The following is a 13,776-nucleotide window of genomic DNA, read 5'->3' as shown; positions in this document are numbered from 1 at the left end:
AAGGAGAAGCCCATGTCCCACACCGAAAACTCCGCCCAAGCCCCCGCCACGCGCGGCCAAGGCATCGCCATCCCCCTGCTGGACAAGGCCCGCCGCATCGACGGGCACTGGCAACCGCGCGTAGTCGCCGAAATGAACGACTACCAGTTCAAGGTCGTGAAGATCGAAGGCGACTTCGTCTGGCACCAGCACGCCGACACCGACGAAACCTTCATCGTGCTGGAAGGCGAACTGCGCATCGACCTGCGCGACCGCAGCCTGCTGCTGCGCGCCGGCGAATTGGCCGTGGTACCGAAAGGCGTGGAGCACAAAACCTATGCCGCGGCCGAGGCCAAGCTGCTGCTGATCGAACCACGCGGCGTGCTGAATACGGGCGACGAAGGCGGCGAGCGCACGGCGGCCAACGACATCTGGATCTGAACCACTGGACGCCCCCGCCGCGCCACCAAGATCCCAGGAGGGCCGCCCGCAAGCGGCCCTCGCACTTTGCCGCTCAGATCATCTCTTGCACACGGCTAACCGCCTCATCCAACTGCGCCTTCAGAGGCTCCAGCAGGCAACGGATGCCACAGGGAATGGCGCTAATCCAGGATGGTTTGAAGACGGGCGAGCGCATCCTCCACAACCTCGGCAGGTGCCCGTTCGATCTTCCTCGCACCGCGAGCCTCAAGATCCAGAGTGCGCACCATGTTCACCAGCGCGACGCCTTGAGTCTCCGTGCCCGCCCCGGACAACGGTACGGCAAATCCGGCGAATCGAGCGAAATCGCCGCCCTGCGTAATCGGTGCCACCAGGGCAACACCCAGAGCGTTGAATGCTGCCGGTGACAGCACGAGCGCGGGACGGAAATCCCCTTGCTGCTCACGCCCCTCCGTTGGGTTCAGGCTCACCCGCACAATGTCGCCCCGGTCGAACTTCGCGCGCCTCACCATACTTCGCGCCCAACCGGCTTAGCCCCGCTCCAATCATCCAGCCCTTCAGGCGTCGGCGCCTTGGAGTCGCACTGCGCAAGCAGTTCATCGAGTGAATACTTGTGCCTGGCTGGTTTAAGCATGACACCATCCGGACGCACCTCCACGGACAGTTTGTCGCCCAACGCCACCTTGAGTTGTTCAAGCAAGGTCGTGGGCAGGCGCACGGCCGCGCTGTTACCCCATTTCTGAATCGACAGTTCCATCGCTACACTCCCATGTGTAGATCCATTGTAGATACGTATACTCCGAGCATCAAGACGATGTATCTACAATGTAGATATCAGATGAAACACCAAAGTGCCACATTCACCTCTCTGAGTTCCCAGGCCGAGATTTCCAGATATGGCGGAATGTGAGCCAGTACCCACATGCCCCAGGTGACGCCCAACAATGGGATGAGCGCGTCCCGCCCTGATCACCGATCCGAAGCGAATCGAATGCGGGCAGCGGTAAGTCGCCATGCTGCCTTCGATACGGACGAGAACCGTATCGGGCGTGCCAGGCCTGGAGGCCCGACCCTCTATCGCGGCGATGGCACTGGCCTGTAATCGCCCGGCGTGCGCCAGCGCGACTCTGGCAGGAGAGGGCAAACCCAGCTGGCGCAGATCGATGGCCGGGACGGTGGCCCGTCGCATTATCCACCCGTCCCGTGCGTCTTGCGGGGCACGTGTAGAGTGTCCTGCCCCCCTGATGGATCGCACCCCATGGCGAAAAAAGCAAATAATAGTTTCCGTTTTTGAGCAAGATGGATATTATTTCTTGCATCATGCCTCGAAAAGCCAATGCCGTCACGACCCTTCCTGGACCGGTCAGCCGCTCGCTGGTTCAGCTCGGCCTCAACCTTCAGGTCGCCAGGAAGCGCCGCAAGGAGACAATGGCCGCCTTTGCAGAGCGGATGCAAGTCTCGGTTCCCACGCTCCGGAAGATGGAGCAAGGCGATCCTTCAGTGTCGGTGGCGGTCTATGCGATGGCGCTCTGGCTGGTCGGCCGCTTGAAGTGGCTTCCAGAGATCGCCAACCCTGCCGCCGATGATGTGGCGCTCGACCTGGAGCTCTCGCGCCTGCAGCGGCCGGCGGTCAAGTCGCAAGCCAAGTGGACGAAGCCATGAGTGACCACCTGTATGTCTGGCTCTATCCGCCCGAGGGCCACGAGCCGCGCCTGTGCGGCCGCCTGGATCTGATCGGTGGGCGGCAATGTCTCTTCTCCTATGCGCCCGAGTATTTGAGCCGGCAGGATGCTACCGCTCTCTGCCCCGACCTTCCGCTGCGCCCTGGCCAGTACACCGCGCCTGCCAGCTTGGAACTGCATCCGATTTTCGAGGACGCCGGACCGGATCGATGGGGGCGCCGCGTCATCGACCGGGTGTACAACCCCCGGCGGCGGGCCGCGATCGACTATCTCGCTCTCGCAGGGGAGGACCGGATCGGTGCCCTTGGCTTCTCAGAGTCGGATGGGGTCTACCAGGTCAATCACGCGCCGGTCTTTCGCCGCGGGGATCTACCGAGCCTCATCGAGGCCGCACGCGCGGTAGAACTGCAGATGCCGATCGACGATCGGCTTCGGCGCCTCCTTCGCCCGGGCGGCACCGCCGGCGGAGCCCGCCCCAAGGCAGTCATTGAAGACGACGGTATTGCGTGGATCGCGAAATTCCCCGCCGAAGGCGATGATGTCGACTTCTGCGCAATCGAGCATGCTTCGTTACGCCTGGCTCGCCTGTGCGGTATCGAGACGCCGGAGTCGCGCTATTTGCAATTGGGGCGCAGTCAAACCCTCCTGGTGAAGCGCTTTGACCGGGAGCCAGACGGCAGCCGCATTCACTTCGCCAGTGCCCGGACGATGCTGCTCGGTGAAGGGATTCAAGAAGACCAGATGGCTTATGCGGATATCGCCGAGTTCGCCCGCCGCTTCTCACCCACGCCAGCCGAGGACAGTCGCGAGGTGTTCCGGCGGATGGTCCTGAACATCCTCATCGAGAATACCGACGACCACGCTAAGAATCACGCGTTCCTGCATAGCGGCGGCGATCGCTGGCGACTGTCGCCCGTCTATGACATCCAGCCGCAGCTACAGGGAATTCCCTACCAGCAGCTCATCGTCGGCGACGCGGGCACGGACCCGAGCTTGGCAAATGCGCTCTCGCAAGCAGGGCGGTTCATGCTAACGCCGGCTGAGGCATACACCGAGGCCGAGCAGTTGCTGGACACCGTGTCACGCTGGCGAGAGGTTTTCCTCGAATCTGGCGTCAGCGAGCGTGATATCCGCGAGCTTGAGCCCTTCATGTTGCGTGACGCTGTACTGCCGCCGCAGCCGAGCAGGCGTCGCTCCGGGCGCTCAAGCGGCTGAGCCGCGCTCAAACGCACGAGTCGCCCATTTCATGATCCCGAAGTATGCTGGCGGCCTACCATGATGGTCTATCTCGTTCGCTCCTAAGCCAGCGAGCATCGTCCGGAGCGCGCGCTCGTTCAATACATAGTCGGCATCGACAATAGCCGGTCGCGTAACAAGGGGCAGGCCTCATTCGAAGAGAAAGATTCGCCGTTCGAGGCAGATTCATCCAAGCCCTACCCGACGTACGACGAATCACCTCGCACCACCATCCTCCACGCGCACGAGCCGTTCGCCAGCACCGCCCCGCTCGCAAACAGTGAGCGCGAGTTCGACGAACTGCTCGGCAAGATGGTGCGCATCCTCGCCAACACAGGCCGCCTGAACGCAGTCGCCATCCGCGCCGTGGCAGACCTGGCCGCTGCCGCCGGGATACCGCGAGGAGAGACGGGCAGCTACTCAGCCCCTCTGCCGGTTAGCAAGCCATCCGATCTGGCTCACCCGCTGGATTCCGCCCGAGAACGCGGGCGGCTCGCAGCCATCCGGGAGTGGGAGAGCCCGACCAATCTGCCACTGAAGGAAGCCGCCGCACTGGCCGGCCGCTCCGACCGCATGCTGAACCTCGACCGCCAGGCCGGCCGCGTGTACGCGTTGGTCCTGCCCGGACGCGAGCGCGGGTTCCGCTACCCATCATGGCAATTGACTGTCGATGGCAACCGACTCGCGGCAGCATTGGGGCCCTTCGTGGCAGCCGGTGCCAGTTGCTGGGTCATCCACAACTTCATGCACCGCCCGCAAGACGCCCTGCAAGGCCTCACGCCGGCGCAGTGGGTTGCGGACCCCGTGCGCCCCATCGCAGCCGTGGTACAGATGGTGCAGGCGCGCTATCGGGACGAACAGGGCGCCGCGTGAGTTACACGCCGGAGGCGTTGGGCTGTCCATTGCCGCCTGCCGATCTGGACGGGCGGCCGCTCTCGCGCATCACGCTCGACCTTGCGCTGACCCCGCTCTGGCGCATCCATCGCGCGCATCTTGGGCCTATCCACTACAACCGGCGCGCGGCTGGCGCTACGCCCTATCGATTCGACGCGGCCGGTGGTGAGTTCGGCGTTCTCTATGCCTCGCCGAGTTTCGCCGCCTGCATGGCCGAGGCGGTGATCCGCGAGCGCTTTCACGGGCAGCGGCAACCGCTGTCAATTGAGCAGCACCCATCAATTCGACTGCATCGCCCATCTATTATCCAGCCATGATTTTTAATGGCGACTCCCGAGACAGCGGGCAGTGCTGGATGAGATTTCAGCAAGACGCGAGGCAGAGAGAAAGACGAGAGCCTGAAACTCGGCTTGTAGCTTGTAACGTCCGGCGGTCAATGTGCTGGAGCTTGATACACAGAGCACAGGATGCAAAAGCGAAAGGCCGCCGAGTATCCCCGCGACGATTTCTCGACATTGGAGTCGCGATCGGCTGAGCCCGGTCTCGGGAAGATGCCAGGCTGCTTCACACTACCGAGCAGAGATTGTGCAGTTCGTCAGCTAACGTTGGGTGAGCGCTCGCCGGATACGGCGGCTCGGCGGCTTTCGCGCAGATTCGCCATACCTGAAACTAGCGACCCGAGGGCGGAATCGCGGCCGGAGCGAGGTCGAGTTCTCTCGCGTAAGCGTCTAGATGCTCTCCTACATGGGCCTTCAACGTCTCGACGAATCGCTTGATTTTCGCGTCAACGAACTGGCGCGACGGATAGACGGCGTAGACATTGCGGACATGTGTGTGGTACTCCGGCAGCACGCGAACGAGCGCGCCGCTGCGCAGGTCGTCGATTGCCGAGAACGCGGCGAGCAAGCCGATGCCCGCACCGTCACGCAGCGCCTGTGACATCGAGTCCATATCGTTGACGCTGAAGTGCGGACCCGTAGCGCGAAAGACCGCGTTACCGGCAGGACTCTCGAGATGCCACTCGTCCGGCGCGTAGTCGACGGTCCCGAGTTGAACGCACTGGTGGTCGATGAGGTCCTCTGGACATTCTGGCGCTGGATGCGCAGACAGATAGGCCGGTGATGCCGCGAGAATGCAATGACTGGCACCGATGTTCTGGCTGATGTATCCGGAGTCGGGTAGCGCCCGTGTAATCACGATTCCGACGTCGAGTTGTTCTTCGAGCAGATTCGGCATGCGCTGGGACAGCAGAAGGTCGACCGAGACCTCAGGATACGACTTGCGGTACGCCATGACGGCGCGAGTCACCAGATTGCGTCCTAGTCCAGGGACCGAGTGGACGCGCAGCGTGCCGCGGGGCTCGAGCAGCGCGTCGCGCGCCTCGGCCTCAGCATGCTCCAAGTCGGCCAGGATGCTCACGCATCGGTCGTAGAACCGCCGTCCTGCGTCGGTGATGACGAGGCGGCGGGTCGAGCGTTGCATGAGCCGGGTATCGAGTGCCCCCTCAAGCACCGAAACGGCGCGAGAGATGTTTCCCACAGTCGTATCGAGGTGGTTCGCAACCGCAGTGAAGCTCCCCATTTCGACGACTTTTGCAAATACCGACATGGTATATAACTTATCCATCCCACCTGTCCCACTCGTCTGAATTCATCGTCTCGGCCCCGCGCCGCGCGGTCCACGCGCCATGGTGCGCGGGCGTCCGGCCATCATAGGCGATCGCCGCCTTGTGTGTTGGTAAGCGTAACCGGTCGGAGCGCACGGATTCTCCCTCTCACGGAAAGAGTCATTCCTTCTACCCAGGCTAAAACCGGCCAGGCTTCCCGCTTAGACTGCGTTCCGCAGACAGACATTTACTGACAGCCGCAAGCCAAGGCCGCTTCCTCCAGTGTCGCCGGGCCTGACCAGCTCAGTTCTCGGCCTGGGCATGAAAGCTGATTGCTTCGATTTACTGACTATATTGAGGTTGGGAAAATGAACGCTCATTACGACTCCCTCTATCTTTTCATCAACGGAGAATGGATTGCTGCCAGCGAACGCAGCACTGCCCCGGTCGTCAATCCCGCTACGCTGCAGGAACTGGGCCGGGTGCCGCTTGCAACGGCGGCTGACCTCGACCATGCGCTGCGGACGGCAAAGCGCGCGTTCGACGTATGGCGCAATACGGTGCCGGCGGAACGCGCACGTATTCTTAAAGGCGGCGCGGACCTGATTCGCGAGCGCGCCGCTCGCATTGCGGAACTGCTGACGCTTGAAGAGGGCAAGCCGCTCGCCGAGAGCCGCGATGAAGTGCTGCGTGCTGCCGAGTACTTCGAATGGTTCGCGGAAGAAGCGCGTCGTATCGACGGTCGCGTTGTCCCGTCGAATCGCCCTGGCGTGCAACAACTGGTGAAGAAGCAGGCCATCGGGCCGGTGGCCGCCTTTACGCCGTGGAATTTCCCGGCTATCACGCCTGCCCGGAAGCTCTCGGCAGCGCTGGCTGCCGGTTGTAGCGTCATCATCAAGCCGGGCGAGGAAAGCCCCGCGACTGCGCTCGCGCTCGCCCGCGCACTCGACGATGCAGGTTTGCCCAAGGGCGTGCTGCAGGTGGTCTTCGGCGTGCCCGATGAGGTGTCGAAGACGCTGATTGCGTCGCCGGTTATCCGCAAGGTGACATTCACCGGCTCCGTTCCCATCGGCCGACTGCTTGCCGCGCGTGCCGCCGAAGGCGTCAAGCCGATTACGCTCGAACTTGGCGGCCACGGCCCTGTGCTCGTGTTCAAGGACGCAGACGTCGAACGGGCCGCAGTCGAAGGCGCGGCGAACCGCTTCCGTGGCACCGGCCAGGTCTGCATCTCGTCGACTCGCTTCCTGATTCAGCGCGAGGTCTACGACGAGTTCGTCGGCCACTTCGTGTCGGCCACCCAGGCGCTCAAGGTGGGCGACGGGATGCAGCCCGGCACGCAGGTCGGCCCGCTCGCGAACGCGCGCCAGATTGCCAAGATGGAAGAACTCGTCGCCGATGCGATTGCGCGCGGTGCGAAGGTGCTCGCCGGCGGCAAGCGCATTGCGGGCGATGGTTACTTCTTCGAACCGACCGTGCTCGCCGACGTGCCGATGGACGCCCGCGTGATGCACGAGGAGCCGTTCGGTCCCATTGCGGTGCTGATGCGTTTCGACGAACTGGAAGACGGTCTCGCCGAAGCGAACCGCCTGCCGTACGGCCTCTCGGCCTATGCGTTCACGAGCAATGCGCGCACCGCCATCGACGTGGGCGACGGGCTGGAAGCCGGCATGATCGGCATTAACCAGTACCGCATCGTGTCCACCGAGCTTCCGTTCGGCGGGCTCAAGGAAAGTGGAATCGGCTCCGAAGGAGGCGCCGAAGGTATCGAGTTCTATCTCACGAACAAATTCATCAGCCAAGTGTGAGAAGCGCCCAATCATGTCAAAGGTCAATTTCGACAGCCCGCGCGAAGCCGCGCGTGCATTCACGCCGAAGCTCGCTGCACTCATCGACGACGTGCTGTTTCCGCAGGTCTGGGCAGACCCAGCGCTCTCGCCGCGCGATCGCAGCCTTGTGACCGTCGCCGCATTGATTATGGGAGGCCACCACGACGAACTTCCCGCACACCTGCGACGTGCCCTGAGTAACCGCGTCACGCGTGAGGAACTCGCAGCAACCATTACCCACCTCGCGTTCTACGCAGGTTTTCCGGCCGCTATCTCGGCTTCTGCGGTTGCGCAATCGACCTTCGGCGAAGTACAGGCATAAAAGGACAGGCATTCATGAAAGCCATCACCTTCAACGAATTCGGCGACGCCGATGTTCTCAAACTCGCCAACGTTCCCGACCCGGAGCTGCGCCCCGACGATCTTCTGGTCCGTGTACACGCAGCAGGCGTGAACCGCGCTGACCTCACGCATCGACGCGGCGGTTATGGCCGCCCGAATTTCGGAGACTCGACCATCATGGGGCTGGAAATCGCCGGTGAGGTGCTGGAAGTAGGCGCATTGGTCGAAGGCTACAAGGTCGGCGACCGTGTGATGGGTGTCGTCGGCGGCGGCGCGTATGCTGAACTAGCGCGCATCGACTGGCGCATGGCGATGCCGATTCCGGAGCCGCTCGATTACGTGCACGCGGCGGCCATCCCCGAAGTGTTCGTCACGGCGCATGAAGCGATGATGCATCTCGGACGGCTTAAGCAAGGCGATTCCGTGCTCATCCATGCGGCGGCGGGCGGCGTGGGTTCCGCCGCGGTTCAGCTCGCATACGCGACCGGAGCGACTGTGTTCGCGACCGCCGAGGCAACGAAGCACGAACGCGTTGTTCAACTGGGCGCCGACCATGTGATCGACTACCGCACGCAGGATTTTGCAGCTGTCGTGGCCCAGAAGACAGGTGGACGGGGCGTCGACGTTGTGATTGATTTCATCGGGGAGCCGTATTTTGCACGCAATATCGCTTCCCTCGCGCACGGGGGGCGTCTTGTGCAAGTTGGGATTCTGGGTGGGGGCGGGCAGGTAAGTGTCGACATGGAGACTATTCTGTACCGCCACATCCAGATTATCGGCACGGTCATGAAGTCGCGCGCCCCGGCTGAAAAGCACGCTATGGTCCGGCGCTTCCGTGACCATTGGCTCAACCGCTTTTCCGGTGGCCGGTGCCTAGAGCCCGTTGTCGACAGTACGTTTCCTCTGGCGCGAGCTGCCGACGCCCATCGACGCATGGAATCTGCGGGGAATGTGGGGAAAATCATCCTGACGACGAGTTAAGGTGCGGCGACAGGCTGTCGGATGCGCTCCGGCTTGGATGGCTGAAACTTGTCGAGTTTCAGCCACCTATCGCTGCCACGAAAAGTGTCCGGATTGCAATCGATGCGCGACGCATTATGAAGATCCACGAGAACGAAACTCCGGGCAGCTTAGCAGACTTGTGGTCGCGCACAACGCATCGCATCACGTGGACCAGCCAAGTACGTACCAGAGACGTTTCTGGGGCACCACAATTAACGGATTTCATACAGATCGACCCTAAATAGCCAGTCAAATCCCAAGCAAATCTTCCGATGGCTTTGTACCAACAATGACGGGTTGAAAGTACTGCCCATCCAATCGCTGAACGTCTTCGAAGCCAGCATTCAACATCAATTCACACAGTCGAGTTGCGGATACAGCGTAGTACCTTGAGCGCATAACGTGAGTATGGATGATGCCGGTTGTCAGTTCCTCTTCCACGATGAAGAACGCCAGGTCATAGTGGACTCCAGTGAAGTCCCAGACCTGAAATAGCACATAGCGTTTGCCATCCTCTATGCGAGCTCCGTAGTGCTTCACCAGATTCTTGCCTCGCTCTTCTTTTTCGTAGTCTCTAACAGTGATTAGGCACCCTCCCCCCGGCTTCAGACAGTCAAAGAATTGCCGAAATGCGCTAAGCAAATCATCGTCTGTCAGCAAATGTGGAACGCTGTTGTCGCAGGAAATTAGTACATCGAATCCAGCCCCGTGTTGCGCATGAGCGTTTAGCATGTCAGCCACAGAAAATTGAATGGCTAGTTTGCGCCGCTCAGCTTCTTTTTTTGCTCGCTCAATCTCTTTTTCCGAAAGGTCTGACGCACTAATTGAGTAGCCTAATTCAGCCAGTCCCAGAGCCTGGGTCCCAATGCCACAAGACACATCAAGCAATCGCGTACTGCCAGGCCAATTTTGCTGAATGATGTTGTCTAATTGCCTCCCTTGAAGCTCCACACTGCGCGTCCAGTTTGGATAAATCAGATGATATAACGGTGAAATTTCATCATAGAAATTCATCTTTCCTCCTGCGAAATGTCTACGGTAGCAGATCAGCATTTCAATGTCTGCTAGTGGCCGAACCCGGCCGGCACCCGACCGGTCGCCACCGATCGGAGCCAAGCGTCCCCACCAGGGGAGTTTGACCATGAAATGCCAGATTTGCGGGCGCGAGCTGAATCGAGACGGTGACCGATTGTCAGCGAGTCGCAGTGGCGATTGTTGGGTATGCATCGGAGAAATCGAAGCAGAGACCGGCGACAAGGCATCGCTGGAAAAGGTGCACGACGGGCATTTGCGCTGACTCCGACCGGATTGGCCGGACACCTTAGATGGCGATGACGGTCAGTATCCGACAGCCATTGGCACGTCATCAAGCGCCGTTCCAGGTTCGAAAACAGGCACTGAGCCGGAGGCGTGCAGCCGTCATCCGTATCCGCTGGCTGCTCTGGCTGCTGCAGTGGCACGGCTGCCCGACCGGCCTACGGCACGGCACGCGTGGCGTAGGCCGCGTCAGCCTCCGCACGCACCGCCCCCGGTGGCCGCCCGACCACCCGCTTGAATGCGCGGCTGAACGCGGCGAGCGACCCGTAGCCAAGCCGGTACGCAACGGATTCGATCGCCTCGCGATCACGTGCGATCCATTGCGCGGCGAGCCGCATCCTCAGCTCGGTCAGGTAGCGCACGGGCGTCATCCCAGTCGCCGCGAGAAATCGCTCGGCGAACACCGAACGCGACACGCCCGCTTCGGCGGCCAATTCCGCGACGCTCCAGTTTTGGCCCGGATCGCGGTGCAGCGCGACGATCGCGCGGCCGAGCTTCGGGTCGAGCAGCGCTTGCACCCAGCCCGTTGCGTCGCCGCAGCCGCACTCGACCCAGCCGCGCACGATGAACGAGGCGACTACGTCCGCGAGCCGCGCGAGGATCCCCGCGAAGCCTGCGCGCTCCGAGCAGGATTCGCGCTCCATCGCATCGAGCATCGGACGGATTTCGGGGTAGCGCGCGAGCAGTGTGCCGACGTGCATGAACTCCGGCATCGTGCCGACGAGCGGCTGCATTCCGCCAAGATCAAACTCCATGCACGCGCTGAAGATCAGCGCGTCGCCGCCCGTCGGATCAGATCCCGTGCACGGCGGTGGCGTACCGACCGACGCGATCGAGTCGCAGATCTTCTCGGTCTCGAAGGCACCGATGGGACGGCACAGCGCGTCTGGATCGGACACAAGTGCGTGCATGCTGCCGTGCGGCAACAGGATCGCGTCACCGGTTTCAAGCCTCATCGTTGCGCCAGCCGCTTCGCGCAGCAGGACCGGCCCGCGTCCGACGAAATGGAACTGCGCGCGTCCCGGGACGTGCCCGAAGCTCAACCCGAACGGGCGCGGGACCTGGATGCGGCGATATTGGACGCCGCTCAGGCGCATCCCCAGCAGCAGCTCGCTGACGAGATCGCGCACGTCGGGAACGGGAAGGGAAGCGGACATTGGATCCGGACGATTGATCAATGATTGCGGATTGTATGTCATATACCGTCTTGCCATCGCTGCTTACGATATGCCGTCATTGCACTTTTCCCGATTTTTCCTCTCACGGAACGACGCATGAATCCCGGAATTTCCAAGGCCGCCCCGCTAGCGGCCCCCAGCGAACCCGCCTGGAGTGCGGTCTTCGCAATGTCGCTTGGCGTGTTCGGCCTCGTCACGGCCGAATTCCTGCCCGCGAGCCTGCTCACACCGATGGCTGGCAGCCTCGGTGTGACCGAAGGTGTCGCCGGACAGACGGTGACGGCCACCGCAATGGTCGCGCTCGTCGCGAGCCTGCTGACCGCTGCCGTGACGCGTACGATCGACCGGCGGAGCGTGCTGCTCGCGTTTTCGGTGCTGTTGGTCGCGTCGAATCTCGCGGTTGCGTTTGCGACCAACCTCATGGCGATTCTGATTGGCCGCATTGTGCTTGGCATCGCGCTCGGAGGCTTCTGGACGATGGCGACGGCCACCGCGATGCGGCTCGTGCCTGCTGCGATGGTGCCGCGCGCACTGTCGATTATCTTCAGCGGCGTGGCCGTTGCGACGATCGCCGCAGCCCCGCTCGGCAGCTACTTCGGCCACCTGATCGGCTGGCGCAACGTGTTCCTGTTAGCAGCCACGCTTGGCGGCGTCGCGTTTCTGTCGCAGGTCGCGACGCTGCCGTCGATGCCGCCGAGTGGAACGACGCGCCTGCGCACGCTGATCGACGTGCTGCGCCGGCCGACCGTCGGCCTCGGAATGTTCGCGACGGCGCTTGTGTTCACGGGACATTTTGCGTTCTTCACGTACCTGCGGCCGTTCCTCGAACAGGTCGCGGGCGTTGGCGTAAACGGTCTATCGGCGATCCTGCTCGGCTACGGCGTCGCGAACTTCGTCGGCACGTCGCTCGCCGGCCGCGTGCTTGAACACCGGCTGCGGCCCATGCTGATCGCAATGCCCGCGCTAATGGTCGTGCTCGGGATCGGGCTCGTAGCGCTCGGCCGCGCGCCGATGATCGATGCGGTGCTTGTCGCGCTTTGGGGGATGGCTTTCGGCGGCGTGCCGGTCGCATGGTCGACATGGGTCACGCGCACCGTACCCGATGAAGCCGAGAGCGCGGGCGGCCTGATCGTCGCGGCCGTACAGCTCGCGATCGCGACCGGCGCAGCGGCAGGTGGCGTCATGTTTGATGCAAACGGCGCGGCTGGTGTGTTCGTCGGGGCCGCCGTCGTGCTGGCCATCGCGGTTGCGACGATCGTGACGGGCGTGCCGAATCGAGTGGAGAGTCGCGCGTGCGCGGGCTGATCCGCGACAGCTACGCCGACTTCGGCCCGACCCTGGAGGCCGAGACGCTGCGCGAGCGGCACAGCATTGAGATTTCCAAGGCTTGTGTTCGCCGGATCATGATCGATGCCGGGCATGTCAGAAATTTTGTGTTTAGGGCATAACATGTCGCTAACGAGCATGTATGCCACGCAAAACCAAGACCAACCAGGCTGCTGAGCGCGAGCTGCCGAGCATTCCCGAGGACCTGATTGCCCATTTCGTAAAGGGCCCGATGACCGCCGAGGCGGTTCAGGATGCCTCGATGGCGTTCAAGAAAGCCCTGATCGAGCGAGCTCTGGGCGCCGAACTTGGCCATCATCTGGGCTATCCGCCGGGCGCTGAGCGCCCGGCCGGCACGGCCAATCAGCGCAACGGCAAGACCGCCAAGACCGTCCTGACCGACGATGGCCCGCTGCGGGTGGAGATTCCGCGCGATCGGGACGGCAGCTTTGCCCCGATCCTGATCCCCAAGCACGAGCGGCGCCTCACCGGCTTCGACGACAAGATCATCGCCATGTACGCCCGGGGCATGACCGTGCGCGAGATCCAGGCGTTTCTGGCCGAACAGTACGGCACCGAGGTCTCGCCGGAGTTCATCAGTTCGGTGACCGATGCGGTCATGGACGAGGTGACCGCCTGGCAGGCCCGTCCGCTTGAGGTGATGTACCCGGTGGTGTTCTTCGACGCACTGCGTGTCAAGATGCGCGAGGACGGGGTGGTGCGCAACAAGGCCGTCTACCTGGCCTTGGGCGTACTGCCAGACGGCACGCGCGACATCCTGGGCCTGTGGATCGAGACCACCGAAGGCGCCAAGTTCTGGATGAAGGTGTTCAATGGACACCGCGCGCCGGCTGATGCTGCACGGCCTCAGCCTGGCCGACGCGGCCGCATCCGCCGGCTTCGCCGACCAGAGCCACATGACCCGCCGCTTCAGCAAGACCTACGGC

General features: G+C 62.5%; 15 protein-coding genes and 1 pseudogene. 11 read left to right on the top strand and 5 right to left on the bottom strand.

The window, feature by feature from the left end:
* The first annotated feature begins 12 nt into the window (after positions 1 to 12).
* Positions 13 to 420, top strand: coding sequence for a cupin domain-containing protein (locus BKK79_RS27520; RefSeq protein ID WP_071039393.1), 408 nt, complete (start codon positions 13 to 15; stop codon positions 418 to 420).
* Between the two features lie 161 nt (positions 421 to 581).
* On the opposite strand, the gene BKK79_RS27515 is transcribed toward BKK79_RS27520, so the two are convergent.
* Together BKK79_RS27515 and BKK79_RS27510 are read right to left on the bottom strand one after the other, a co-directional pair.
* Complete coding sequence (locus BKK79_RS27515; protein ID WP_071039392.1) at positions 582 to 932, bottom strand: type II toxin-antitoxin system ChpB family toxin; 351 nt, start codon at positions 930 to 932, stop codon at positions 582 to 584.
* On the bottom strand, positions 926 to 1,177 hold the full coding sequence (locus tag BKK79_RS27510; RefSeq protein ID WP_071039391.1) for an AbrB/MazE/SpoVT family DNA-binding domain-containing protein: 252 nt from the start codon (positions 1,175 to 1,177) through the stop codon (positions 926 to 928). Before BKK79_RS27510 ends, BKK79_RS27515 begins: the two co-directional genes overlap by 7 nt.
* 542 nt (positions 1,178 to 1,719) lie before the next feature.
* Between BKK79_RS27510 and BKK79_RS27505 the strand changes: the two genes are divergently transcribed.
* The 4 genes from BKK79_RS27505 (at position 1,720) to BKK79_RS41690 (ending at position 4,549) form a co-directional block, all read left to right on the top strand.
* A complete protein-coding gene (locus BKK79_RS27505) occupies positions 1,720 to 2,082 on the top strand; it encodes a helix-turn-helix domain-containing protein (RefSeq protein ID WP_071039390.1) in 363 nt (120 codons plus the stop codon).
* The gene (locus BKK79_RS27500) at positions 2,079 to 3,317 is read left to right on the top strand and encodes a type II toxin-antitoxin system HipA family toxin (RefSeq protein ID WP_071039389.1); all 1,239 of its coding nucleotides are present in this window, start codon (positions 2,079 to 2,081) and stop codon (positions 3,315 to 3,317) included. The genes BKK79_RS27505 and BKK79_RS27500 overlap by 4 nt, the downstream gene beginning before the upstream one ends.
* 333 nt (positions 3,318 to 3,650) lie before the next feature.
* Positions 3,651 to 4,211 (top strand): integrase, encoded by a 561-nt coding sequence (locus BKK79_RS41695; protein ID WP_232346463.1) that lies wholly within the window; start codon positions 3,651 to 3,653, stop codon positions 4,209 to 4,211.
* The gene (locus tag BKK79_RS41690) at positions 4,208 to 4,549 is read left to right on the top strand and encodes an RES family NAD+ phosphorylase (RefSeq protein WP_232346462.1); all 342 of its coding nucleotides are present in this window, start codon (positions 4,208 to 4,210) and stop codon (positions 4,547 to 4,549) included. The genes BKK79_RS41695 and BKK79_RS41690 overlap by 4 nt, the downstream gene beginning before the upstream one ends.
* A gap of 352 nt (positions 4,550 to 4,901) precedes the next feature.
* Here BKK79_RS41690 and BKK79_RS27490 read toward each other — a convergent pair whose 3' ends face one another.
* The gene (locus tag BKK79_RS27490) at positions 4,902 to 5,858 is read right to left on the bottom strand and encodes a LysR family transcriptional regulator (RefSeq protein WP_071039388.1); all 957 of its coding nucleotides are present in this window, start codon (positions 5,856 to 5,858) and stop codon (positions 4,902 to 4,904) included.
* Positions 5,859 to 6,206: 348 nt separating this feature from the next.
* On the opposite strand from BKK79_RS27490, the gene BKK79_RS27485 reads away from it, so the two are divergent.
* The 3 genes from BKK79_RS27485 to BKK79_RS27475 are packed head-to-tail and all read left to right on the top strand — an operon-like array spanning position 6,207 to position 8,987.
* Entirely contained in the window at positions 6,207 to 7,643 is a 1,437-nt protein-coding gene (locus tag BKK79_RS27485) for an NAD-dependent succinate-semialdehyde dehydrogenase (protein ID WP_071016984.1), read from the top strand.
* A gap of 13 nt (positions 7,644 to 7,656) precedes the next feature.
* Positions 7,657 to 7,986, top strand: a complete 330-nt coding sequence (locus tag BKK79_RS27480) for a carboxymuconolactone decarboxylase family protein (protein WP_071039387.1) — start codon at positions 7,657 to 7,659, stop codon at positions 7,984 to 7,986.
* A gap of 14 nt (positions 7,987 to 8,000) precedes the next feature.
* Entirely contained in the window at positions 8,001 to 8,987 is a 987-nt protein-coding gene (locus BKK79_RS27475; protein WP_071039386.1) for an NAD(P)H-quinone oxidoreductase, read from the top strand.
* A gap of 270 nt (positions 8,988 to 9,257) precedes the next feature.
* Here BKK79_RS27475 and BKK79_RS27470 read toward each other — a convergent pair whose 3' ends face one another.
* Positions 9,258 to 10,022 (bottom strand): class I SAM-dependent methyltransferase, encoded by a 765-nt coding sequence (locus BKK79_RS27470; protein WP_071039385.1) that lies wholly within the window; start codon positions 10,020 to 10,022, stop codon positions 9,258 to 9,260.
* Positions 10,023 to 10,483: 461 nt separating this feature from the next.
* A complete protein-coding gene (locus tag BKK79_RS27465; protein ID WP_084085223.1) occupies positions 10,484 to 11,524 on the bottom strand; it encodes an AraC family transcriptional regulator in 1,041 nt (346 codons plus the stop codon).
* 75 nt (positions 11,525 to 11,599) lie between these two features.
* Between BKK79_RS27465 and BKK79_RS27460 the strand changes: the two genes are divergently transcribed.
* The 3 genes and pseudogenes from BKK79_RS27460 to BKK79_RS27455 all read left to right on the top strand — a co-directional run.
* A complete protein-coding gene (locus tag BKK79_RS27460) occupies positions 11,600 to 12,808 on the top strand; it encodes an MFS transporter (protein WP_071039383.1) in 1,209 nt (402 codons plus the stop codon).
* Positions 12,796 to 12,951, top strand: coding sequence for a hypothetical protein (locus BKK79_RS40605; protein WP_157128529.1), 156 nt, complete (start codon positions 12,796 to 12,798; stop codon positions 12,949 to 12,951). The genes BKK79_RS27460 and BKK79_RS40605 overlap by 13 nt, the downstream gene beginning before the upstream one ends.
* Before the next feature lie 20 nt (positions 12,952 to 12,971).
* A pseudogene (locus BKK79_RS27455) lies at positions 12,972 to 13,664 on the top strand (IS256 family transposase); the annotation flags it as partial.
* Between the last annotated feature and the right edge of the window lie 112 nt (positions 13,665 to 13,776).

Origin of the sequence: Cupriavidus sp. USMAA2-4, assembly GCF_001854305.1 — a bacterium.
GTDB classification, from domain to species: Bacteria; Pseudomonadota; Gammaproteobacteria; order Burkholderiales; family Burkholderiaceae; genus Cupriavidus; species Cupriavidus malaysiensis.
This window is presented reverse-complemented; position numbering and strand designations above follow the sequence as displayed.